The sequence below is a fragment of the Lysobacter firmicutimachus genome, from assembly GCF_037027445.1.
Taxonomy (GTDB): Bacteria; Pseudomonadota; Gammaproteobacteria; order Xanthomonadales; family Xanthomonadaceae; genus Lysobacter; species Lysobacter firmicutimachus.
Genome location: NZ_JBANDL010000002.1, coordinates 5,065,513 through 5,087,110 on the forward strand (window position 1 = coordinate 5,065,513; position 21,598 = coordinate 5,087,110).

Annotated in this window: 13 protein-coding genes; 5 read left to right on the top strand and 8 right to left on the bottom strand. The window is 71.2% G+C overall.

The features are described 5' to 3' along the window. Window positions 1-51: 51 nt before the first annotated feature. The 5 genes from V2J18_RS21805 to V2J18_RS21825 form a co-directional block, all read right to left on the bottom strand. Window positions 52-1,503 carry an efflux transporter outer membrane subunit gene (locus tag V2J18_RS21805; RefSeq protein ID WP_064748524.1) on the bottom strand — a complete coding sequence of 484 codons (1,452 nt, stop codon included), beginning with the start codon at window positions 1,501-1,503 and terminating at the stop codon, window positions 52-54. Continuing rightward, window positions 1,496-4,666 (bottom strand): efflux RND transporter permease subunit, encoded by a 3,171-nt coding sequence (locus tag V2J18_RS21810; RefSeq protein WP_064748523.1) that lies wholly within the window; start codon window positions 4,664-4,666, stop codon window positions 1,496-1,498. Before V2J18_RS21810 ends, V2J18_RS21805 begins: the two co-directional genes overlap by 8 nt. Window positions 4,667-4,803: 137 nt before the next feature. Continuing rightward, window positions 4,804-6,018, bottom strand: a complete 1,215-nt coding sequence (locus V2J18_RS21815; protein ID WP_064748522.1) for an efflux RND transporter periplasmic adaptor subunit — start codon at window positions 6,016-6,018, stop codon at window positions 4,804-4,806. Further along, window positions 6,015-6,962 carry an SDR family NAD(P)-dependent oxidoreductase gene (locus tag V2J18_RS21820; RefSeq protein WP_064748521.1) on the bottom strand — a complete coding sequence of 316 codons (948 nt, stop codon included), beginning with the start codon at window positions 6,960-6,962 and terminating at the stop codon, window positions 6,015-6,017. The genes V2J18_RS21815 and V2J18_RS21820 overlap by 4 nt, the downstream gene beginning before the upstream one ends. Next, window positions 6,959-7,342, bottom strand: a complete 384-nt coding sequence (locus V2J18_RS21825; protein WP_079248224.1) for a DUF2798 domain-containing protein — start codon at window positions 7,340-7,342, stop codon at window positions 6,959-6,961. Before V2J18_RS21825 ends, V2J18_RS21820 begins: the two co-directional genes overlap by 4 nt. 343 nt (window positions 7,343-7,685) lie before the next feature. On the opposite strand from V2J18_RS21825, the gene V2J18_RS21830 reads away from it, so the two are divergent. Next, window positions 7,686-8,843 carry a LysR family transcriptional regulator gene (locus tag V2J18_RS21830; RefSeq protein ID WP_064748518.1) on the top strand — a complete coding sequence of 386 codons (1,158 nt, stop codon included), beginning with the start codon at window positions 7,686-7,688 and terminating at the stop codon, window positions 8,841-8,843. Window positions 8,844-9,180: 337 nt separating this feature from the next. Here the strand turns inward: V2J18_RS21830 and recD are convergent, their stop codons facing one another. Genes recD through recC form a run of 3 tightly spaced genes read right to left on the bottom strand, consistent with a single transcriptional unit; the run spans window position 9,181 to window position 17,962 of the window. Beyond that, a complete protein-coding gene (gene recD / locus V2J18_RS21835) occupies window positions 9,181-11,013 on the bottom strand; it encodes an exodeoxyribonuclease V subunit alpha (protein WP_336132885.1) in 1,833 nt (610 codons plus the stop codon). Next, complete coding sequence (gene recB / locus V2J18_RS21840) at window positions 11,010-14,582, bottom strand: exodeoxyribonuclease V subunit beta (RefSeq protein WP_336132886.1); 3,573 nt, start codon at window positions 14,580-14,582, stop codon at window positions 11,010-11,012. Before recB ends, recD begins: the two co-directional genes overlap by 4 nt. Continuing rightward, window positions 14,579-17,962, bottom strand: coding sequence for an exodeoxyribonuclease V subunit gamma (gene recC, locus V2J18_RS21845; RefSeq protein ID WP_336132887.1), 3,384 nt, complete (start codon window positions 17,960-17,962; stop codon window positions 14,579-14,581). Before recC ends, recB begins: the two co-directional genes overlap by 4 nt. Before the next feature lie 537 nt (window positions 17,963-18,499). Between recC and V2J18_RS21850 the strand changes: the two genes are divergently transcribed. The 4 genes from V2J18_RS21850 (at window position 18,500) to V2J18_RS21865 (ending at window position 21,597) form a co-directional block, all read left to right on the top strand. Continuing rightward, window positions 18,500-19,288 (top strand): ABC transporter ATP-binding protein, encoded by a 789-nt coding sequence (locus tag V2J18_RS21850; RefSeq protein ID WP_064748510.1) that lies wholly within the window; start codon window positions 18,500-18,502, stop codon window positions 19,286-19,288. Then, window positions 19,288-20,037 (top strand): MlaE family lipid ABC transporter permease subunit, encoded by a 750-nt coding sequence (locus V2J18_RS21855; protein WP_064748508.1) that lies wholly within the window; start codon window positions 19,288-19,290, stop codon window positions 20,035-20,037. The genes V2J18_RS21850 and V2J18_RS21855 overlap by 1 nt, the downstream gene beginning before the upstream one ends. A 334-nt stretch (window positions 20,038-20,371) precedes the next feature. After that, on the top strand, window positions 20,372-20,938 hold the full coding sequence (gene mlaD, locus V2J18_RS21860; RefSeq protein WP_064748552.1) for an outer membrane lipid asymmetry maintenance protein MlaD: 567 nt from the start codon (window positions 20,372-20,374) through the stop codon (window positions 20,936-20,938). Beyond that, on the top strand, window positions 20,935-21,597 hold the full coding sequence (locus tag V2J18_RS21865; protein ID WP_064748506.1) for an MlaC/ttg2D family ABC transporter substrate-binding protein: 663 nt from the start codon (window positions 20,935-20,937) through the stop codon (window positions 21,595-21,597). Before mlaD ends, V2J18_RS21865 begins: the two co-directional genes overlap by 4 nt. Window position 21,598 lies beyond the last annotated feature (1 nt).

A 21,598-nucleotide genomic window follows, 5' to 3' on the forward strand; every position in this document is an offset into this window, starting at 1 on the left:
ACGGCCGGGGACGCTCGCCGGGCATGGCCGACGAGCGCCCCGTCGCTGGGCTCAGCGCCCGGCCACGCCCTCGCGCACCGGTTCGCGGGCCGGCCAGCCGCCGGCCATCGCCTTGTACAGGGCGATCGCGCCGGTAACGCTGCGGGTGCGGCCGTCGGCGAACGCGTCCTGGGCCTGCAACTGGGTGCGCTCGGCGTCGAGCACCTCGAACAGGTCGGCGGCGCCGGCCTCGTAACGCACCCGCGCCAGCTGCGCGGCCTTGGCGCTGTCCTGCGCGGCGCGTTCCAGGTGCTGGTCCTCGACCCGCGCCCGGGCGTAGCGCACCAGGGCGTTCTCGGTGTCTTCCAGCGCCAGCAGCACGCTCTGCTGATAGCGCGCCAGCTCGCCTTCGGCCTGGGCGTCGGCGGCCTTGATCCGGGCGCGGACGCGGCCGATGTCGAGGAACGACCAATCGATGCCGAGCGCGACCAGGCGGGTTTCGCTGGCGCGTTCGAACAGCGCGCTGGTGTCGATCGCCTGCGAACCGATCAGGCCGCTGAGGGTGAAGCGCGGGAACAGGTCGGCGGTGGCCACGCCGATCCGCGCGGTCGATGCGTGCAGGCGGTGCTCGGCCGCGGCCACGTCGGGCCGGCGGCGCAGCAGTTCGCCCGGGGTGCCGGCGTCGAGCCGCGCCGGCAGCGCCGGCAACGGCGCCGCCGCGTCCAGGGTGGCGATCAGCGCGTCCGGGGTCTGCCCGGTCAGCACGGCGAGGCGGTGCTGGGTGACCGCGACCTGGGCTTCCAGGTTCGGCACCCGGGCCAGGGTCGCTTCGAGCTGGGCGCGGGCGCGCGAGGTATCGAACTCGGTGCCGCGGCCGGCGTCGAAGCGCGCCTGCACCAGGCGCAGGGTTTCCTTCTGGTTGTCGGCGTTGACCCGCGCGACCCGCAGGCGTTCCTGCAGGCCGCGCAGTTCGACGTAGCTGCGCGCCACTTCGCCGACGATCGACACCTGCATCGCCTGCAGGTCGGCCGCGCTGGCCCAGGTTTCGGCGCGCGCCGATTCGACGCTGCGCCGGACCCGGCCGAACAGGTCGAGTTCCCAGCTGGCGTTGGCCTGGACGCTGTAGCTCTCGTTGTCGCGGCCGTCGTTGGACACGTTCGGCATCTGGTCGGAGCTGGAGCGGCTTTCGCTGCCGCTGGCGCTGCCGGTGATGGTCGGGAAGCGGTCGAACTTGGCGCCGCGCAGCAGGGCGTTGGCGCGGTCGTAGTTGGACAGGGCGATGCGCAGGTCGTGGTTGGCCGACAGCGACTCCTCGATCAGCCGGGTCAGCAGCGGATCGTTGAAGTTCTGCCAGAACTCGTTGTCGGGCTGCGGCGCGACGCTGCCGTCGGTGGCCGCGGCGGCGTCGCCGCGGGCGAACGAATCCGGCGTGGCCAGGGTCGGCCGGACATAGTCCGGACCGACCGCGCAGGCCGCCAGGGCCAGGCTCAAGGCCGCCACGGCGGGGAGTTTCAGATTACGCATGGACTTTCTCCAGAGCGCTGTGGTGGTCGCCGTGCGAGACCAGCTTGGTCCCGACCAGCTTGCGCAGCGCGACATAGAACACCGGAGTCAGGAACAGACCGAACAGGGTCACGCCCAACATGCCGGCGAACACGGTGATGCCGGTGACCGAGCGGACTTCCGCGCCGGCGCCGTGCGAGAGCACCAGCGGCACGGTGCCGGCGATGAACGCGATCGAGGTCATCACGATCGGACGCAGGCGCAGGCGGCAGGATTCCAGAGCGGCTTCCACAATGCCCTTGCCCTGCAGTTCCAGCTCGCGGGCGAACTCGACGATCAGGATCGCGTTCTTGCACGCCAGGCCCATCAGCACCACCAGGCCGACCTGCACGAACACGTTGTTGTCGCCGCCGGTCAGCCACACGCCGAGCAGGGCCGAGAGCATGCACATCGGCACGATCAGGATCACCGCCAGCGGCAGGGTCCAGCTTTCGTACAGCGCCGCCAGCACCAGGAAGGCGAGCAGGATGGCCAGCGGGAACACGATCAGCGCGGCATTGCCCTGGCTGGCCTGCTGGTAGCTCAGGTCGGTCCATTCGATGTCCATGCCCTTGGGCAGGACCTTGTCGGCCACGCCCTTGACCACGTCCATCGCCTGCGCCGAGGACATCACCCGCGGGTCGACGTCGCCGGCGATGTCGGCCGCCGGATAGCCGTTGTAGCGCAGCACCGGGTCGGGGCCGAAGGTCTGCTTGACCGTGACCATCGAACCGATCGGCACCATTTCGCCGCGGTCGTTGCGGGTGCGCAGGTTGGCGATGTCCTCGACGCTGTCGCGGTAAGCGCCGTCGGCCTGGGCGATGACCTGCCAGGTGCGGCCGAACTGGTTGAAGTCGTTGACGTAGGCCGAACCCAGGTAGGTCTGCAGGGTGTCGAACAACTCGGTCAGCGGCACGCCCTGCGCCTTGGCCTTGACCCGGTCGACTTCGGCGTCGAGCTGGGGCACGTTGGCCTGGTAGGTGCTGTTGGCGTAGCCCATGCCCGGGGTCTGCATGACCGTGCCCTGGAACGCGCTGACCGCGTTCTGCAGCGCGCCGTAGCCGAGGTTGTTGCGGTCCTGGATGAACATCTGATAGCCCGCGCCGTTGCCCAGGCCGAGGATCGGCGGCGGCATCAGGGCGAAGCTGAAGCCCTCCTGGAAGCCGGCGATCTTCTGGTTCAACTCCGCGGTGATCTCCACCGCGGTGCGGCTGCGTTCGTTGAACGGCTTCAGCGGCAGGAACGCCACGCCGGTGTTGGGCGTGTTGGTGAACTGCACCGCGTTCAGGCCGGGGAAGGCCATGGTGTTCTGCACGCCGTCGATCTTGCCGGCGACGTCGGTGACCTTCTTCAACAGCGCGTCGGTGCGCGCGATCGAGGCGCCTTCCGGCAGCTTGACCGCGGCGATCAGGTACAGCTTGTCCTGCAGCGGGATGAAGCCGGCGGGCACGATCTTGAACATGAAGCCGGTGCCGATCAGCAGCGCCGCATAGACCGCGAACACCGCGCCGCGCTTGCCCAGGGTGCGCGAAACCGCGCTCTGGTACTTCTCCGAGCTGCTGTTGAAGAAGCGGTTGAACGGACGGAACAGCCAACCGAACAGGCGGTCGATCAGGCGCGTCGGCGCATCCTTGGCCGCGCCGTGCGGCTTGAGCAGGCGCGCGGCCAGGGCCGGCGACAGGGTCAGCGAGTTGATCGCCGAGATCACCGTGGAGATGGCGATGGTGACCGCGAACTGCTTGTAGAACTGACCGGTGACGCCGGACAGGAAGGCCATCGGCACGAACACCGCGCACAGCACCAGAGCGATGGCGACGATCGGTCCGGACACTTCCTTCATCGCCTGGTGCGCCGCTTCCAGCGGGCTCAGGCCTTCTTCGATGTTGCGCTCGACGTTTTCCACCACCACGATCGCGTCGTCGACCACGATGCCGATCGCCAGCACCAGGCCGAACAGGCTCAGGGTGTTGATCGAGAAGCCGAGCAGGTACAACGCGGCGAAGGTGCCGACCACCGATACCGGCACGGCCAGCAGCGGGATGATCGAAGCGCGCCAGGTCTGCAGGAACAGGATCACCACCAGCACCACCAGCAGGATCGCTTCCAGCAGGGTGGTGACCACCGCCTTGATCGAGTCGCGCACGAAGATGGTGGTGTCGTACACCGCTTCGTACTTGATGCCCTCGGGGAAGCTCTTGGACAGGCGATCCATGTTGGCGATCACCTGTTCCTGGATCTCCAGCGCGTTCGCGCCCGGCGACTGGAAGATGCCGATGCCGACCGCGTTCTTGCCGTCGAGCTGCGAGCGCAGGCTGTAGTCGCCGGCGCCCAGCTCCAGGCGGGCGATGTCGCCCAGGCGGACGATTTCGCCGTCGCTACCGCTCTTGACCACGATGTTGCGGAACTCTTCCTCGGTCTGCAGGCGGCCCTTGGCGTTGATCAGGGTCAGGAACTCGCTGTTCGGCATCGGCTCGGCGCCGAGCTGGCCGGCCGAGACCTGCACGTTCTGCTCGCGCATGGCGCGCAGCACGTCGCTGGCGGTCAGGCCGCGCGAGGCGACCTTGTCCGGGTCCAGCCACACGCGCATGGCGTAGTCGCCGCCGCCGAAGATCTGCGCGTCGCCGACGCCCTGCAACCGGGCCAGTTGGTCCTTGACGTGCAGTCGGGCGTAATTGCGCAGGTACAGGGTGTCGTACTTGCCGTTGGGCGAGGTCAGGTGCACCACCATCAGGAACACCGGCGCCTGCTTCTGGGTCGTCACGCCTTGCCGGCGTACGTCCTCGGGCAGTCGCGCCAGCGCTTGGCTGACCCGGTTCTGCACGCGCACCGCGGCATCGTCGGGATTGGTGCCGGGGCGGAAGGTGACGGTGATCGCCAGCACGCCGTCGGAACCGGCGACCGACTTGATGTACATCATGTCTTCGACGCCGTTGATCGCTTCTTCCAACGGCGTGGCGACGGTTTCGGCGATGACCTTGGGGTTGGCGCCCGGATACACCGTGCGCACCATCACCGAGGGCGGTACCACTTCGGGATATTCGCTGATCGGCAGGATCGGTATCGCGATCAGGCCGGCGGCGAAGATCACGATCGACAGCACCGCGGCGAAGATCGGCCGGTCGATGAAGAATTTGGAAAAGTCCATGAAGGAGTCCTTGGTGCGGTTTGCAGCCGCATGAGTCCCCGGCCGCCCCCGCGACGGGAGCGGCCTTCGATTGCTTTTGAACCGGCCCGGGCGGAGCGCCCGGGGCCGCCGGTTCGGACGGTCGCGCTAGCCCGGGATCACTTCGACCCGGCCGCCTGCGCCACCTGCGGACCCGGAGCCGGCGCGCCCATCGCGATGGTCTTGGGCGACACCGGCATGCCCGGCATGAACACCTTCTGCACGCCGTGGACGATGACCTTGTCCTGCGGCGACAAGCCGGAGGTGACCACGCGCAAGCCGTCGATCATCCGCCCCGGCACGATGTCCTTGCGCAGGGCCTCGTTCTTCGGCCCGAGCACGTAGACGTACTTGCGGTCCTGGTCGGTCAGCACCGCCTTGTCGTCGACCAGCAGGGCCTGGAAGTCGCCGCTGCCTTCGAGCTGGACGCGCGCGAACAGGCCCGGGGTGAACAAACGGTCCGGGTTCGGCAGCACCGCGCGGGCGCGGATGGTGCCGGTGCTCGGGTCGACCTGGTTGTCGGTGAAATCGACCGTGCCCTCGTGCGGGTAGCCGGTTTCGCTGGCCAGACCGACGCGCACCGGGTTCTTGCTGTCGGCGCGTTCGCCCTTGCGGGCCAGTTCCTTGTAGCGCAGGTAGGTCTGCTCGTCGCTTTCGAAGTAGACGTACATCGGGTCCTGCGAGACCAGGGTGGTCAGCAGGGTCTGGTCGGCCGAGGCCAGGTTGCCGACAGTGACCAGGGCGCGGCCGGCGCGGCCGCTGATCGGCGAACGCACTTCGGTGAAGGTCAGGTCGAGCTGGGCCGAGGCGACCGCGGCTTCGGCCGCGCGCACCGCGGCGTCGCCCTGGGTGCTGGCGGCGCGGCGGGTCTCGAACTCTTCGCGCGAGATCGCCTTGGCCTCGACCAGGGTCTGGGCGCGCTTGTCCTGGGTCTGGGCCAGGCGCGCTTCGGCGCGCGCGCGCTCGAGTTCGGCCTGGGCGCGCGCGAGCTCGGCGCGGTAGCGGCGCTGGTCGATCACGAACAGCAGATCGCCCTTCTTGACCTCCTGGCCTTCCTGGTAGGCGACCCGCTCGACATAGCCGCTCACGCGCGGACGCAGCTCGACCGTTTCGATCGCGCTGACCCGGCCGGTGAACTCGTCCCACTGCCGGACCTGCTTGTTCAGCACCTGGGCGACGCTGACTTCCGGCGGCGGCGGCATGCCTTCCGGCGTGGCGGCCTGGCTGCCGCAACCCACGGCGACCAGGGCGATGACGATGCTCGCGGCCAGCGCGAGCACGGAGGGTCCGACGCCGGTACGGGCGGAGCGGACGAGAGATTTGCGAGTGCTCATCGGGGGGTGGGTTCCTGTTTGGGATTCTTGGAGGTCAACGACTTCAACAGCGCACGCGCGTCCTGCAGACAGCGTTGCGCCTTTTCGTCCGATGCGCAGTCCGGATCTTGCGCACCCGAAGGCGTCGACTCGGGGAGGATGGAACGGGCGGCGGGATCGGAATCGCTGGCGGGCTGCGAGCGCGCGGGCTCGTCGCGGGCGGGCGGAGGCGGAACGCGCGCGGCGCCGCGCGGCGGCAGTTCCGGCGGCGGCAAGCGCAGCGCGTAGGGCACGATCGGGCGCGGCAGCTCGCCGCTGACGTCGTGATCGACCAGGGCCAGGGCGCGCTGCCCGACCGACAGCGCGCTCGGCCATTCGGGGCAGGAATGGCGTTGGTTGAACTCGGTGCACACCGGCGTGTCGACGGCGAGCAACTGCACCCGCACCGACAACTGGCGCGCTTCGTCGTGCAGCACGCGCGCGAGCATGCGCAGCGCGGCGGCGCCGATCGAACGGTGCCCGTAGCCGGCCCAGGGATGCTCGCTGCCGGGACCGCCGATCAGCACATACGTGCCGCCGCGATCGTATTCGGCCAGCAGAGGCAGCAAGTGACGCGCCGCGGCGAGGTGGGGGAGGAGGTCCTCGTCGAGCTTGCGGCGCAGAAACTCGGCCGGGTTGTCGAGCAGGCGGCCGCGTTCGGCGTTGCCGCAGACCGCGGCGACCACGCCGGCGAGCGGGCGCCCGAGCTTGCGCAGCGCGCGCGCGAGCTTGGCGCCGGCGGCGTCGTTGGCGACCGAACCGGCGATCGTGGTCAGGTCGGCGTGGGGGTAGCCGGCCTTGAGCGCCTTGAGTTCGGAGGCCTGGCGCGCGACCGCGACGACCGGCCGGCCGCTGTCGATCGCGGCGCGGACGACCCCGCGGCCGATGCCGCCGGTGGCACCGAGTACAACCAAAGGGGCTTTCATTGTCCCGCCCCTGGGACTTTTGATCCCACGACCGGGATGATCCCATGACGCGTGTCACCCTCGGAATGACCTCGGGTGTAATGCGCCAGCAGCGCGCTCACCGCCGGCATCAGCAGCATGGCCGCCGGCAGGGCGATGGTGAACGCGAGCACCCAGGCCAGCATCCAGGCCTCTTCCGGGCCTTGGGCCAGGCCCTGGCGAAACACGACCACGGCCAGCCCGATCAGGGCGGACATGGCCACCAACATCAAAGGTAGAAAAGCGAATCGGGCTTGACGGGGGGTCAACATGGCGGGGGCCTCGTGTCGATCTGCGGCACAGAGTAGAGAAGCCAACGGCACTTGATTAGCCACTGATTCAGGGAATAATTGTCCCGACATCGGGCCAATACCCCCTGTACCCTCTTGATCGCACCGCGTCCGGCCCCCACGCCTGGAACGGAAGCAAGGGGGAAACGACCGCCGGCGCAGGAAGCGCCGCACGGCCGGGACGACGACGTGCGCCACTGTCGCCGCCGCGCGCCATCCACGGCAGTGGACGGGATCAGTCGACCGCGGTGACAGACGTCATTGCCGCCCGCCCGTTCATGCACCGACGCTCTTGCGTGGTTATCCGCTCATCCGCTTCGCGTTTTCGTTCCAGCACCGACGGGCCACGGCCGGGCCGCATCGCGCGGCGACGCCGGTTCGGCATCGCCCACATTCGCAAAGGAGGCCATCCCCCATGGCTCACGATCTCAACGACACCCTGATCTTCGTCAAAGTGGTCGAAAGCGGCAGCTTCATCGCCGCCGCGCGCGCGCTGCGCCTGCCCAAGACCACGGTCAGCCGCAAGGTGCAGGAACTGGAAACCCGGCTCGGCGCGCAACTGCTGCATCGCACGACGCGCAAGCTCGGCCTGACCGAGGCCGGCAATCTGTACTTCGAGCATTGCCAGCGCATCGCCCGCGAGCTGGCCGAGGCCGAAAGCGCGGTCGGCCAGCTGCAGGGCGGCCCGCGCGGCTGGTTGCGCATCACCGCGCCGTACTCGGTCGGCATCACCTGGATCGCGCCGCTGCTGGGCGAGTTCCACGCGCGCCACCCGGAAGTGCGGGTGGAGATGAACCTCAGCAACGACAACGTCGACCTGATCGACAAGGGCATCGACGTCGCGCTGCGGGTCGGCGACCTGCCCGATTCGAACCTGATCAAGCGCCGGCTGGCGATCTTCCGCACCCAGATCTACGCCAGCCCCAATTACCTGGCGCGCCACGGCGAACCGCTGCACCCGGACGATCTGCGCCATCACCGCACCCTGGCGATGCCGAAATCGCGCCGCAACAACGAATACGTCTGGCCGCTCAGCGACGGCGAACGCAGCGTCGACTACGTGATCGACCCGGTGATGGTCGCCAACGACCCGGGCCCGCTGCGCGGCGCGCTGCTGTGCGGCGAGGCGCTGATGCTGGCCGCCGACGTCACCGTCAAGGCCTTCGCCGAACAGGGCTACGTGCAGCGCGTGCTGGCCGGCTGGACTGGGCCGGAATACGAGTTCAACGCGGTGTTCCCGCGCGGCCAGGTGCAATCGCCCAAGGTCCGCGCCTTCATCGACTTCCTGGTCGAGCGGCTCAACTTCGACGCCGACTACATGCAGGTGCTGTGCCCGGACGCCAAGCGTTTCCGCAAGGCGTCGGAGGAAGCCGAAGCGGCGTTGGCGCACGGGCTGGCCAAGGAGGCCGGCGAATCGCGCACGATCGCGGTGCCGGTGGTGGAGGCGATCGAAGCGATCGCCGAAGCGGTGGACGGTCGCGGCGGCAAGGCCCCGGCGCGCGCCGGCAAGGCGGCCCCGGCCGATGCGCGTCGCGACGATACGCCCAGCGACGAGGACGCGGCGCTGGTTTGAGGACCGCAGCGTCGGATCGAAGACGCTGAGAGCGAATCCATCCCCCCTTTTCCAAGGGGAGGATGCTTCGGGTACGTACGCGTTCCGAAAAGGGGCGAAGGCTCCGGGTGCGTACGCGCACCCCAAGCGGGCACGCGCCGGGCGAGTATGGGAACGGGCAGGTGACCGGCGCCGTGTTGCGACACGCCCTGGCTGCACGCGCCGATCGATCCCCCTCCAACCAGCCGCTCCCACTAACCCTTTTGAAGCTCCTGCCGTTCCCCCTTTCAAAAAGCGGGGCAGGGGGATTTGCTGTTGCTGTTGCTGTTGCTGTCGCCGCTCCAGCCCAACGCCGACCTCACCCGCCCAATCGCCACGCCAACCCCGAGACCCGCGCCGCATGCCGCGACAGCGCCTGGCGCAGCACCGCCTCGCTCGCGGCCAGATGCAGCTCGCGCCGGGCCCGGGTCAGTCCGGTGTAGACCAGCTCGCGCGACAGGTGGCGCGCGTCCTGGCGCGGCAGCTGCAGCCACACCGAATCGAACTCCGAGCCCTGCGATTTATGCACGGTCATCGCGAACGCGCCGCCGTGGGCGGGCAGGGCGGAGGGATGGAACGGCCGCGCGCCGCCGGCGCCGCCGGCGAACCAGGCCAGCACCGGCGCGCCGGGCACGTCGCGGCCCTGCTCGTCGCGCGCGCGCAGGCACACGCCGATGTCGCCGTTGAACAGGCCGTGGCGATAACTGTTCTCGGTGATCAGCAGCAGCCGGCCGTGGAAATAGGTCGGCCGGTGCGAACCGGCCAGGGCCTCTTCGATCCGCGCATTGAGCGGCGCCGCGCCCTGGCCGCCGTCGCGCAGCGCGGTCAGCAGGCGCAGGCGCGTGGCCAGGGCCAGGGCCTGCAACGGATCGCGCGCCTCGCTCAAGGCGCGCCAGGCCGGCAACAAGGCTTCGCGGCCGACGCCGGTCAACGGGTCGTGCAGGTCCTCGTGGAAATGCACCCCGGCCAACTCGCCGCTGCGCAGCAAGGCCAACGCGGCATCGGCATCGCCGGCGCGTACCGCCGCCGCCAGCGGCGCCAGGTCCAGGCTTTCGGTCTGGCGATAGCCGCGGCGCAGATGCACCCGACAGGCGCCGAGCGAACCCGGGTCGGCGCGCACAGGCAATTCGCCGAGCAGGGGCCGCAGGCGTTCGGCGACCGGCGCCGGCAGTCCTTCGTCCTCGCCGGCGGCGTCGACGATCGCCGCCAGCACGTCGCCGGCTTCGACCGAGGGCAGCTGATCGCGATCGCCGAGCAGGATCAGCCGCGCGCCGTCGGGCACCGCCTCGACCAGCTTGCACATCAGCGGCAGGTCGACCATCGAGGCCTCGTCGACCACGATCGCGTCGTAGGCCAGCGGATGGACCGCATCGTGCTTGAAGCGCGCGCTGTCGGGCACGCTGCCGAGCAAGCGATGCAGGGTGCTGGCCGATGCCGGCAGGGCCGCGGCCAAGCCGGGTTCCAGCGTCTGCAGCGCGCCCGTCGCCATGCGCAGGCTTTCGGCCATGCGTTCGGCGGCGCGTCCGGTCGGTGCGGCCAGGGCGATGCGCGGCGGCGTCGCTCCGTCCAGGCGCGCCTGCGCGATCAGCAGCGCGAGCAAGCGGGCGATGGTGGTGGTCTTGCCGGTACCGGGGCCGCCGGTCGCCAGCAGCAGCGATTGCAGCAGCGCCAGCGCCGCCGCGCGCGCCTGGCGGTCGCCGTCGCGCGCCTGCGGGAACAAGGCCGCGAACAACGGCGCCAGCGCCTGCAGATCGGGCGGCGGCGGCGCCTGCGCGGCGATCCGGCGCAACCCTTGGGCCAGGCGGCGTTCGTACTCGCGATAGCGGCGCAGGTAGAGCAGGCCGCGCTCCAGCACCAGCGGCGTCTCGGCGTCGGCCGGCTGCTGCGGGTCGGGCGTGGCGACCCAGCGCGACTGCGCCAGCGCCTCGCGCCAGGCCTGCGGCTCGGGCCAGTCGATCGCGGCCTCGCTGTAGGCCTGCGGTTGGGCCGGATCGAACGCGGCGTGGCCGCGCGCGATCGCCTGCGACGCCAGTGCCGCCGCGGCCAGCACCGGGTCGGGCGTGTCGCGGTCGAGCCGTCGCAGGGCCTGGGCCAGGGCGTGATCGACGGTGCGCAGGCTGCCGTCGCGGAACAGCGCGTCGAGCAGGCTCATGCGCTGACTCCGTGGCCGGCGAACAAGCCGTCGACCGCATCGACCAGGGCCGCCGGCGGCGTGAACGCGCACACCCCCGCGGCCGGATCGGCCGGGTCCAGGCCACGGCAGAACAGATAGCGCACGCCGCCGAAATCGCGTGCGTAGTCGTAGTCCGGGCCGAGGCGGAAGCGCAGCCAGCGGTGCAGGGCGACGGTGTAGATCAGCGACTGCAGGGTGTATTCGCTGTCGGCCATCGCCCGCTCGAGTTGCGCCGGGTCGTAGGCCGGCAAGCGGTTGGTCTTGTAGTCGAGCACGTAATAGCGGCCGTCGTGGGCGTAGACCAGGTCGATCTTGCCGGTCATCAGCCCGTCCAGGCGCCGACGCAGGCCGAAGCCGCGACGCTCGCGCAGCCAGCCGTGCGCGTGCAGCGTCGCCAGCAAAGCGTCGACCGGCGCCGCTTCCAAAGCGAAGTGGAACTCCATCTCGGCGCGCCGCGCCGCATCCGGCAGCGCGCACAGGCGCGCGCCTTCGGGCAAGACCGCGGTCAAGGTGCGGCCGACCAGCGAGGCCAGCAAGGCCGTACCGTCGTCGATGTCCTGCTCGGCGTAGCCTTCCTTGCGCAACGCCTGCACCAGCAGCGCGGCCTGGTCCGGCGCCGGTGCGCCGTCATCGCGCCAATCGCTCCAGCGCTGGAAATCCACCCGTTCCAGCGCCTCGTGCAACACGTTGCCGAAACGGCTGCCGGAGAAACGCGCATCGCCCGGCGCCAGCAGCACCGGTGCGGTCTCCGGCTCGTCTTCGGCGCCGCGCTCCTCGGCCGCGGCAGCGCGATCGTCTTCCTGGGTCAGCTGGGTGAAGCTGTACACCCACCAGTCGCGCGCCGGACCGGCGCGGCGCGCGATGCGTGCCGCCGGTACCTGTCCGCTCGCCGCCGGCGGCAGCGGCCGCGGCGGTGCGCCGAGCGCCACCGTGTCGAGTTCGATCGCCTGCGGCCACGCCGCGGCCAGGCCGTCGAGGTCGCCCAGCATCGGCTGCAGCGGCGATTCGGCGCTGCGGTACAGCGGGCCGCAGGCGATCCACAGTGCGTGGCGGGCGCGGGTCAGGCCGACGTAGAGCAGGCGCGCGTCCTCGGCGCGCTGCTCTTCGGCGGCGCGCGCGAAGGCCGTCTTCCAGTCGGGCGCGCCGACGCTCAGCTCGGTCTTCAGCTGCAGCACCTTGCCGTGCTGGGGGTCCGGGTACTCGCACCAGCGGCCTTCCTTCGGCTCCTTGTTCATCGCCGCGAACGGCAGGAACACCAGGCCGAACTCCAGGCCCTTGCTCTTGTGCAGGGTCAGGATCTGCACCCGGCGCGCGTCCGATTCCAGGCGCAGCTGCTGCTTCTCGTCGCTGTCGTCGGCCTCGGCGATGCGCAGGCGCAACCAGTCGCGCAGACCGTGTAAGCCCAGCGCGCGGGTATCGGCTTCCTGCAGCACTTCGCCGAGTTGGAGCAGATTGGTCAGGCGCCGCTCGCCGTCGTCGAGCGCGAGCAGGCGCGGCGCCTGCGCCGCGCACAGGTCGGCGATCAGCGCCAGCGGCCCGTGGCGCTGCCAGCGCTCGCGCCACAGCAGCGCCTGCGCCTGCCATTGCGCCTGCTCGGCCTCGTCCTGCGCCAGGCGCGCGATCGCCGCGCCGTCCAGGCCGATCAGCACGCTGGCCAGGGCGGTACGCAGGCGGCCGCTGTCGCCGGGGTGGAGCAGGGCGTCGAACAAATTCAACACGTCCTGCGCCTGCTCGGTCGCGAACAGGCTGCGGCGGCCGGCGGCGACCGCGGGAATGCCGGCGGCGGTCAGCGCCTGCTGGATCCGCGCGGCCTCGTCGTGGCTGCGCACCAGCACGGCGATATCGGCCGGCTGCAGCGGCCGGCCTTCGATCGTCGCCCGGCCCTCGCGCGCCTGCGCCAGCCAGGCGTGGATCGCGGCGACGCAGGCGCGCGCGGCCTGTTCGCGCGACTCGCCGGCGTTCCATTCGGCCTTCTTGCGGCCGTCGTCGGGCGCGGGCAGGCGGCGCAGGGTCAAGGCCGGCGCGACCGCGCCGTCGCGCAGCAGATCGGTATCGGCGACCGCGCCGCCGGGCGCGACTTCGCGGAAGCGGATGCGCGGATCGACGAAGGCGGCGTCGCCGGCTTGCGCGTACAACGCCGAGATCGCCGCCAGCAGCGACGGGCGCGAGCGGAAATTGTGCTCCAGCGGCGGCGCCGGCTCGGCCTGGGCGGCCGCGCCGAGGTAGGTGTGCACGTCGCCGCCGCGGAAGCCGTAGATCGCCTGCTTGGGGTCGCCGATCAGGAACAGCCCGGCCGGCGCCGCGCTGCGCGGGCCGAACACGCGCTCGAAGATCGCCCATTGGCGCGGGTCGGTGTCCTGGAATTCGTCGACCAGGGCGACCGCGTACTGCTGGCGCAGGCGTGCGGCCAAGGCCTCGCCATGCGGCCCCTGCAAAGCCTGGTACACGTCGTCGATCAGGTCGTCGAAGCTCTGCACCCGACGCACGCGCTTGAGTTCGGCCAGGCGGCCCGCGGCCGCTGCGCGCAAGCGATGCACCAGCGCGATCGCCTGCGCGTCCAGCCATTGCGCGCGCGACCGGGCCGCATCGAGATACGCCGCGACCGCATCGAACAACGGCGAGGCCGGTGTCGACGCGTCCTTGCCCTTGTTGGTCTTGGCCGCCAGCGCGGCCGGGGTCAGCTTGTCCAGGCGCGGGTCCGGCGCCTGCGCGGCATCGCCGTCGGCGCACCAGCGCTCGAGCAAAGCCCAGGCCTCGCGCGGGAAACCGGCGCGGTAACTGTTGCCGTTCAACGCCTTGGCCGCGATCGCGTTCTCCAGCGCGATGCAGGCCTCTTCGCCGTGGGCGCGGAACGATTCGCGCAAGGCCTGCGCCGCCGCTTCCAGCGCCGGCAGCGGGTCGGCCGCCTCGGCCGGCAGCGGCGGCCGCAGCAGCGGCGCGCGCAGCAGCGCGCCGAGGTCGGCGGCCAGAGATTCCGGTCCGCCCGGCCACTGCCGCGACAGCAGCTCGGCCGCGCCGGGGTCGTCGCCGAACGCGCGCCACAGGTCGACCGCGATCTCGTCGAGCAGCTCGCGCTCGCTGCCGATCATCTCCGGCGCGGCGAACGGCTGTCCGGTTTCCAGCGCATGCTCGGCCAGCACGCGCGCGCAGAAACCGTGGATGGTGACCACCGCGGCCAAATCTATTTCGCGCGCGGCGCGCTGCAGGCGCGCGCGCAACGGCGCGACACCTTCGGCTTCGGCTTGCGCATCGACCAACTGCCGGGTCAGGGCGCGCTCGGCATCGTCGCCGGCGCGCGGCAGGGTCGGGTCGGCGGCGGCGATGCGCGCGGCCAGCAGCAGACGGCGGCGCAGGCGATCGCGCAGTTCCTGAGTGGCGGCGTCGGTGAAGGTCACCGCCAGGATCTGGCCGATGCGCAGGCCGCGCTCGATCACCAGCCGGGTGACCAGGGTGGCCAGGGTGTAGGTCTTGCCGGTGCCGGCGCTGGCCTCGATCAGGCGCAGCCCGTCCAGCGGCAGGTCGAGGAAGGGGTCGCGTGCCGCGCTCATGCCGCGTCCTCGTCGCGGCCCAGCAGCACCGCGCCGAACACGCGCCGGGCGATGGCGCGGAACTGCTCGCCGAGTTCGGGGTCGGCGAACGGGTCGCGTCCGCGCAGCGCCAACTGCGCGCCCGGCGTGCTCGCCTCGCCCCAGCTGCGCGGGGTGCCGCGCCACTGGCCTTCGGCCTTGTTCCAGCCGGCCTCGCTCCAGCCCTGCGGGTCCTGCATCGCCGCCTCGTACCACAGCCAGCCGGCGCGCGGCAGGAACGGCAGCGGTTCGCGCAGGCCGTAGTCGCGCAAGCGCAGCAGGGCGGCGAGCGCGGCACGCGCCTGCGCCGGCGGCGCCGGCGCGCGCAGGTGCGGACCGGGGCCGGCATCGGTCTCGGCGAACTGGGCCAGCGGCCGCGCATCGCCCAGCGCCGACAGCACCAGCCAATCCAGGCCGTGGGCGATCTGCGCCGGCCCGTGCACGCGGTCGAAGCGCAACCGCGCCAGACCGCCGCGGTACAGCGCGTCGAGCCGGCCGGACAGGCGCCGGCCGTCCAGGTCGACGGCGAAATCCAGCGTCTGCGGCTCGCCCTCGCGCCAGCGCGCGAACGCGTCCGCGTACGGCCGGACCTGGCCGAGCAGGGCATCGAGCTGGCGCCGGCCCAGCGGCCCGGACGGCAGCAACGCACGCGCGCGCAGCTGTGCCTGCAGCCGTTCGCGGTCGACCGCGCCGGCGCCGCTCAGCAGTTCGTCGAACACCGCCTGTTGCAGCTGCTGGCGGAACAGGCCGGGGCCGGGCAGCACCAACGGTTCGACGTCGTCCTCGGCTTCGATCCGGTCGGGCAGGCGCAGGCCCAGGCGCTGGCGCAGGAACGCGGTCGGCGGATCGCGCAGGAACGCGCGCAGCTCGGCGTAGGCGACTTCGTCCTCGCTTGCGGCCGGCGCCAGCGGTCGTTCCAGCCAAGGCCCGATCGGCGCGCGTTCGCCGCGCGCGCCGGCATCGACCGCGGCGCGCCATTCTTCGCGATAACTGAAGCGGCGCGGCTCGCGTTCCCCCTCGCGTTCGCCGGCGCCGAACGCGGCCGCGGCGAAGGGCTGCAGCGGTTGCCGCACCACCAAGGCCTTACGCGCCTGCGCCGGATCGGCGTGGTAGCGCGCGGCGACGTCGAGCAGCTCGGCGACCAGGGCCGAGGGCTCGCGCTGGCTGCCGTCGCGCGGGTCGGCGCCGAGGTAGCTCAGATAAAAACTGTCCGATGCCGCCGCGAACAACTGCAGGAACAAGAAGCGGTCGTCGTCGCGCAGCGAACGGTCGCCGTGGCGGCGCGCGGCGGTGCCCAGTTCGGCGGCGAGCCGGTTGAGGCCGTCGGCCGGATCGCGGCGCGGGTAGTCGCCGTCGTTCATGCCGAGCAGGCAGATCGCCCGGAACGGAATCAGGCGCATCGGCACCATGCGACCGAAACTGATGCCGCCGGTCAGCAGCGGCGCGCGGGTGTCGGCCTCGGCCAGCGCGGCGCGGAAATGCGCGCGTACCACCTCCGCCGGCACCGTGGTTTCGACACCGGCCAAGGCGGCGTCGCGGGCGAAGCTTTCGATCAGGCTGCGCAGGCGCTCCAGGGTGCGCTGGTCGCCGCCGCCGCGCGGACGCTCGGGCAGCAGGGCGCGCAGCAGACCGAGTAGGCGCTCGGCCCATTGCGCCGGGCTCAGCTCGGCGTCGAGCGCGCGCTCGTGGCGGGCCAGCACGCGCAGCAGGCGGATCAACGCATCCAGCGCGTCGAGCGAGGCGCCTTCGAGTTCGGCATAGGGCGCGATGCCGGCGACCAGTTCGCCGCGGCCGTCGCGGTCGTGGCCGACCGCATGACCGAGCAGCAGCCGATCGAGGGCAAAGGCCCAGGTGTAGGCGTCGTCGCCGGGCGCGTCGTGGCGGCGGCGATGGGCGGCGTCGATGCCCCAGCGCGCGCCGGCCTGCAGCAGCCAGGTGCGCAGGCGGTCCAGGCCGGCGCCGTCGAGCCCGGCCTGTTCGGCGATCGCCGGCGTCGCCAGCAGATCCAGTATTTCGCTCAGGCCGAAGCGCGACACCGGCAGCGCGAGCAAACGCAGGAAGACCTCGGCCAGCGGCTCGGCGGCGAGCGGGCTGACGTCGGCGAGCGCGTAGGGGATATAGCCGGCACGCCCGGCCAGGCCGCCGAACACCGCGGCGATGTGCGGCGCGTAGGGGTCGATGTCCGGGGCCAGCACCGCGATCTCGCGCGGCTGCAGCGGCGGATCGAAGCGCCGGCCCTGCGGCGAATCCGGATCGAGCAGGGCCTGCAACTGGTCGTGCAGCACCTGCACTTCGCGCAGCCGGGTGTGGCAGGCGTGGACCTGCAGGCTGGCGTCGTCGCGCTCGACCTCGGCCCGCCACGGCTGCAGCGGCGGCGCGCGCCGGTGCAGCAGGTCGCGCTGCAGCCGTTGCAGCAGGCTGTCGCGCGCCGGGTCGTCGTGGCGGCTGTCCTCGGGGTCGGCGTAGGCGGCGATTTCGCCGGATGGGTGCACGACTTCGTAGCCGCCCAGCACCGCCATGAAATCGCGGCCGGCCGCGCCCCAGGCCTGCAGCAGGGGGTTTTCTTCTTCGTCCGCGGCCTCGACCCCGCCGGCGGCGTCTAGCTGGCGCAGGCGCTCGCCGTAGCTGCTCAGATCGCCCCAGTACTTGCGCGTCGGGGTCGGCAGATAGAAGTGCAGGGTGCCGGCATGGGCCTGGGTCGCGATCACCCGCAGCACGTCGGGCGAGACGTTGAGGGTGGCGAAGGCGAACAGCCGCGGCGGCAGGCCGCGCGGCGCCAGCGCCTGGTCGCCGCCGAAGCGGCTCAGGTAGTCGTCGATGCGGCGCGCGCGGTAGCGGCGGCCGGCGGCGACCTTGCGCCACAGCGCCGCCTGCGGGTCGTGGCGCTCGCCGCCGGCGTCCCAGGCCAGCAGCCAGTCGCGGCGCCAGGCCTGGTACTTCTCGAACAGCGAAGCCAGTTCGCCGGCCAGCGACCAGGCCTTGAGCGGGTCGTCGCCGTCCAGGTAAGCGCGCAGCGGCGCCAGCGCGGGCTCGCGCCAGTGCGCCGGCTGGGCCAGAGTCGCATACAGCCGCCAGCGCATCGCGGCGGCGTCGAGGTCGTCTTCCTCGCCCGGTACGTTGGCCTCGAGCGCGCGCCGGACGAATTCGCCCGGGGTCAGGAATTCGAGATTGGCGGCGATGCCGTACGCCTGGGCCAGCGTCGCCTGCAACCAGCGTCGCATCGCCACCTGCGGGATCAGGATCGTGTCCGGCTCGAGCAGGCCCCGCCCCGGCGCGGGCGTGCGCAGTTCCTGCGCCAGCAGCCCGGCGAGCACGTCCAGCGCATTGGAATGGTAGAGACGGAAATCGGCGCGCACGGGCATCGCGACATCTTGCCGCAAGGGCGCGCAATGCGCTGCGGCAGGGTGTGGCGTTTGCGGGGCGGGACCGAAGCGGGGACTCCAAAGAGTGGGCAACGGCAGGAGCGATTCTTCTCTTGGGGATGCCGCGATGCCGCACACGGCCTTGCCCTCGCCCTAGCCCCGGCCCTCGCCGGAGGCTCGCCCTTCGACCTCGCTACAAGCGCTCCCCATCGAAACCGCCCGGGCATCCTCCCATCCAACTCACCAGCCCCCTGACGTCGCCCGAGCCTTGCTCCTTTGAACAGCAGGGATTCGCTGTTGCTGCTGTCGCCCCCCAACCGCCCGCCGGCACGCTTAAAGCCGCCTTAATCGCCCCCGGCCACGCTGGCGCGACGGCGGCCGAACGCTCCGTCCCTGCCGCCGCCGCGAGACCGGCCGCCTAACCTGCGACAATGGCGCGCTCCACCCCGGTTCAGCCTGGTTCGGCCAAGCTGCGCCGTTTTGCAGCCGACCCGCCCCGCCGTCCACTCACCGCCAGCCCAGTCCAGCCACGAGCGCATGACGACCGAATCGCCCATCGTCCGCCTGACCGACCTCCGCCTCGACCGCGGCGGCCGCAGCGTGCTGAGCGGGATCAACCTGTCGGTGCCGCGCGGCGCCATCGTCGCCGTGCTCGGCCCCTCCGGCAGCGGCAAGTCGACCTTGCTGTCGGCGCTGACCGGCGAACTGGTCCCGGCCGCCGGCCGGGTCGAGGTGTTCGGTCGCGAAGTGCCGCGCCGCTCGCGCGAGCTGCTGGAGCTGCGCAAGGGCATCGGCGTGCTGCTGCAGGGCAACGGGCTGCTGACCGACCTGACCGCGGCCGAGAACGTGGCCTTGCCGCTGCGCGCCCACACCCGCCTGCCGAACCCGCTGATCCGCCGGCTGGTGCTGATGAAGCTGCACGCGGTCGGCCTCGGCGCCGCCGCCGACGTGTACCCGCGCGAGCTGTCCGGCGGCATGGCGCGCCGGGTCGCGCTGGCGCGCGCGCTGGCGCTGGACCCGCCGCTGATGATCTACGACGAGCCGCTGACCGGCCTTGACCCGATCGCCTCCGGCGTGGTCATGAGCCTGGTGCGCCGGCTCAACGACACCCTGGGCCTGACCAGCATCGTGGTCACCCACCACGTCCACGAAACCCTGCCGGTCGCCGACCATGCGATCGTCATCGCCAACGGCGGCATCGTGTTCTCCGGCACCCCGGCCGAACTGGAGCGCAGCGACGACCCGCTGGTGCGCCAGTTCCTGCGCGGCGAGCCGGACGGCCCGATCGGCTTCGATGCCGCGCCGCGCCAATCGGAGGCCGCCTGATGCCCTTCATCGCCGCGACCCGTTCGCTGGGCCGTGCCGGCCTGTTCTCGCTGTCGGTGCTGCGCGCCTCCAGGCCGACGCTCGACTTTTTCCGCGAGCTGGTCCGCGAAATCTATAAGATAGGCGCACGTTCGCTGCCGATCATCGCCGTTGGCGGTGCATTCGTCGGACTTTCGGTGACCCTGCTGGGCTACCGGGCGCTCGACACCTACGGCGCCGCCAACCAGGTCAGCGCCATGCTCGGCCTGGGCCTGTATCGCGAACTGGGGCCGGTGCTGACCGCGCTGCTGTTCATCGGCCGCGCCGGCAGCTCGATCGCGGCCGAACTCGGGCTGATGCGCGCCACCGACCAGATCACCGCGCTCGGCCTGATGGCGATCGACCCGGTCGGCAAGGCGGTGGCGCCGCGCTTCTGGGCGGCGGTGCTGTGCGTGCCGCTGCTGACCGGCTTCTTCTGCAGCCTGGCGATCTGCGCCAGCTACTTCGAGTCGGTGCACGTGATCGGCCTGGAGTCGGGCACGTTCTGGCAGGTGCTCAAGGACAGCGTCGACTTCGTCGACGATTTCCTGATGGCGTTCGTGAAGTCGGCGGTGTTCGGCGCCACCGCGGCGCTGGTCGCGGCCTACGTCGGCTACCACGCCGAGCCGACCATCGAGGGCACCTCGGTGGCGACCACCCGGGCGGTGGTCAACGCCTCGCTGCTGGTGCTGATGTTCAACTTCGTGATGTCGGCGTTCTTGTTCAAGTAAGTGCGGTTTGTTTTCCTTCCGCCGCGTTGCGGGAGGGTGGGCTGTTTTTCCCTTCTCCCGCATTGCAGGAGAAGGGGCTCGCAGGGCGGACGAGGGTGTGAATGAGGTGACCGGAGCCGCGCCGCGCGCGCCCTCACCCCAACCCCTCTTCCGCACGCGGATGAGGGGTGCGCTCCGCAGGCGCGGGCGAGGGCACCGCGGCTCCGACAGACCGCTGCCTCGATGGACCGACCGCTCCGATAGTTCCGCTGCCTCGATCCGATCCACCAACGTCAACGAATCGTTATTCCCAGGCGCATTGAACCGCGCCGGCTTTATCCCCAAGGTGACCTCCATGTCCGTCCGCAGTCCCCGCATCGAATTCGCCGTCGGCGCCTTCCTGCTGCTCGCCCTGGGCTCGCTGCTGGTGCTGGCCATCGCCTCCACCAACGGCAAGTTCGGCTTCGGCGGCGACACCTACGAGATCAAGGCCCGCTTCACCGCGATCGGCGCGCTGCGCCCGAACGCGCCGGTCAAGATCGGCGGCGTCACCGTCGGCCAGGTCGCCGATATCTCGCTGGACCCGGTCAAGTACAACTCGATCGTGACCCTGGCGATCAACAAGCGCTACGACAAGCTGTCGGCCGACACCGCCGCCGGCATCTTCACCAGCGGCCTGCTCGGCGAGAGCTACATCGGCCTGACCCCCGGCGGCGACCCGGACAACCTCAAGCCCGGCGACGAGATCTACCTGACCCAGCCGGCGATCGACCTCATTCAGCTGGTCGGCAAGTACATGTTCAGCGGCGGTGGCGCACAAGGCGGCAATGCGGGCGGCGGCGACGCCAAGCCCGCCGACGCCGGCGTCCCCGACTACCTCCAGGGCGAAGCCGCCCCCACCACGGACGAGACCCAGAAATGAAGCGTTCCCTGATCTCCATCGTCGTCGCCTCGGCCCTGCTGGCCGGCACGCCCGCTCTCGCCTTCGCCCAGGCCACCGCGGCCGCGGGCCAGGCCGCCCCGGCCGCCGGCACGCCGAGCGCGATGGTGCTCACCAACAGCACCCGCATCCTCTCGACCCTGGAAGCGCGTCGCGCCGAGTTCACCAAGAACCGCAGCGCGCTCAGCCAGTTCATCGCGACCGAGTTCAACCAGGTGTTCGACCGCAACTACGCGGCGCGCCTGGTGCTGGGCACGCACGGCCGCGGCGCTTCCGACGGCGACGTCAACGCGTTCGCCGATGCCCTCACCGGCAGCCTGATGCAGCGCTACGGCTCGGCCCTGCTCGACTTCAACACCAAGCTCAAGGTGCGGATCAAGTCCGAGACCCCGCTGCGCGGCGGCGCCATCGTCAAGGTGTCGAGCGAGTTCCTGCGCCAGGGCGGCGAGCCGGTGCCGGTCGACTACCTGCTGCGCAAGAACGGCACGCAGTGGAAGGTGTTCGACGTGATGGTCGAAGGCGTCAGCTTCGTGCAGACCTTCCGCAATCAGTTCGACGCGCCGCTGAGCCAGAAGTCGATCGCCCAGGTCGCCGCCGAACTCAAGGCCGGCAAGCTGCAGGCCCAGGCCGGCAGCAACTGAG

Coding starts and splice junctions, on each gene's coding strand:
- V2J18_RS21805 (WP_064748524.1), bottom strand. CDS start 1,503: ATGCGTAATCTGAAACTCCCCGCCGTGGCGGCCTTGAGCCTGGCCCTG.
- V2J18_RS21810 (WP_064748523.1), bottom strand. CDS start 4,666: ATGGACTTTTCCAAATTCTTCATCGACCGGCCGATCTTCGCCGCGGTG.
- V2J18_RS21815 (WP_064748522.1), bottom strand. CDS start 6,018: ATGAGCACTCGCAAATCTCTCGTCCGCTCCGCCCGTACCGGCGTCGGA.
- V2J18_RS21820 (WP_064748521.1), bottom strand. CDS start 6,962: ATGAAAGCCCCTTTGGTTGTACTCGGTGCCACCGGCGGCATCGGCCGC.
- V2J18_RS21825 (WP_079248224.1), bottom strand. CDS start 7,342: ATGTCGGGACAATTATTCCCTGAATCAGTGGCTAATCAAGTGCCGTTG.
- V2J18_RS21830 (WP_064748518.1), top strand. CDS start 7,686: ATGGCTCACGATCTCAACGACACCCTGATCTTCGTCAAAGTGGTCGAA.
- recD (WP_336132885.1), bottom strand. CDS start 11,013: ATGAGCCTGCTCGACGCGCTGTTCCGCGACGGCAGCCTGCGCACCGTC.
- recB (WP_336132886.1), bottom strand. CDS start 14,582: ATGAGCGCGGCACGCGACCCCTTCCTCGACCTGCCGCTGGACGGGCTG.
- recC (WP_336132887.1), bottom strand. CDS start 17,962: ATGCCCGTGCGCGCCGATTTCCGTCTCTACCATTCCAATGCGCTGGAC.
- V2J18_RS21850 (WP_064748510.1), top strand. CDS start 18,500: ATGACGACCGAATCGCCCATCGTCCGCCTGACCGACCTCCGCCTCGAC.
- V2J18_RS21855 (WP_064748508.1), top strand. CDS start 19,288: ATGCCCTTCATCGCCGCGACCCGTTCGCTGGGCCGTGCCGGCCTGTTC.
- mlaD (WP_064748552.1), top strand. CDS start 20,372: ATGTCCGTCCGCAGTCCCCGCATCGAATTCGCCGTCGGCGCCTTCCTG.
- V2J18_RS21865 (WP_064748506.1), top strand. CDS start 20,935: ATGAAGCGTTCCCTGATCTCCATCGTCGTCGCCTCGGCCCTGCTGGCC.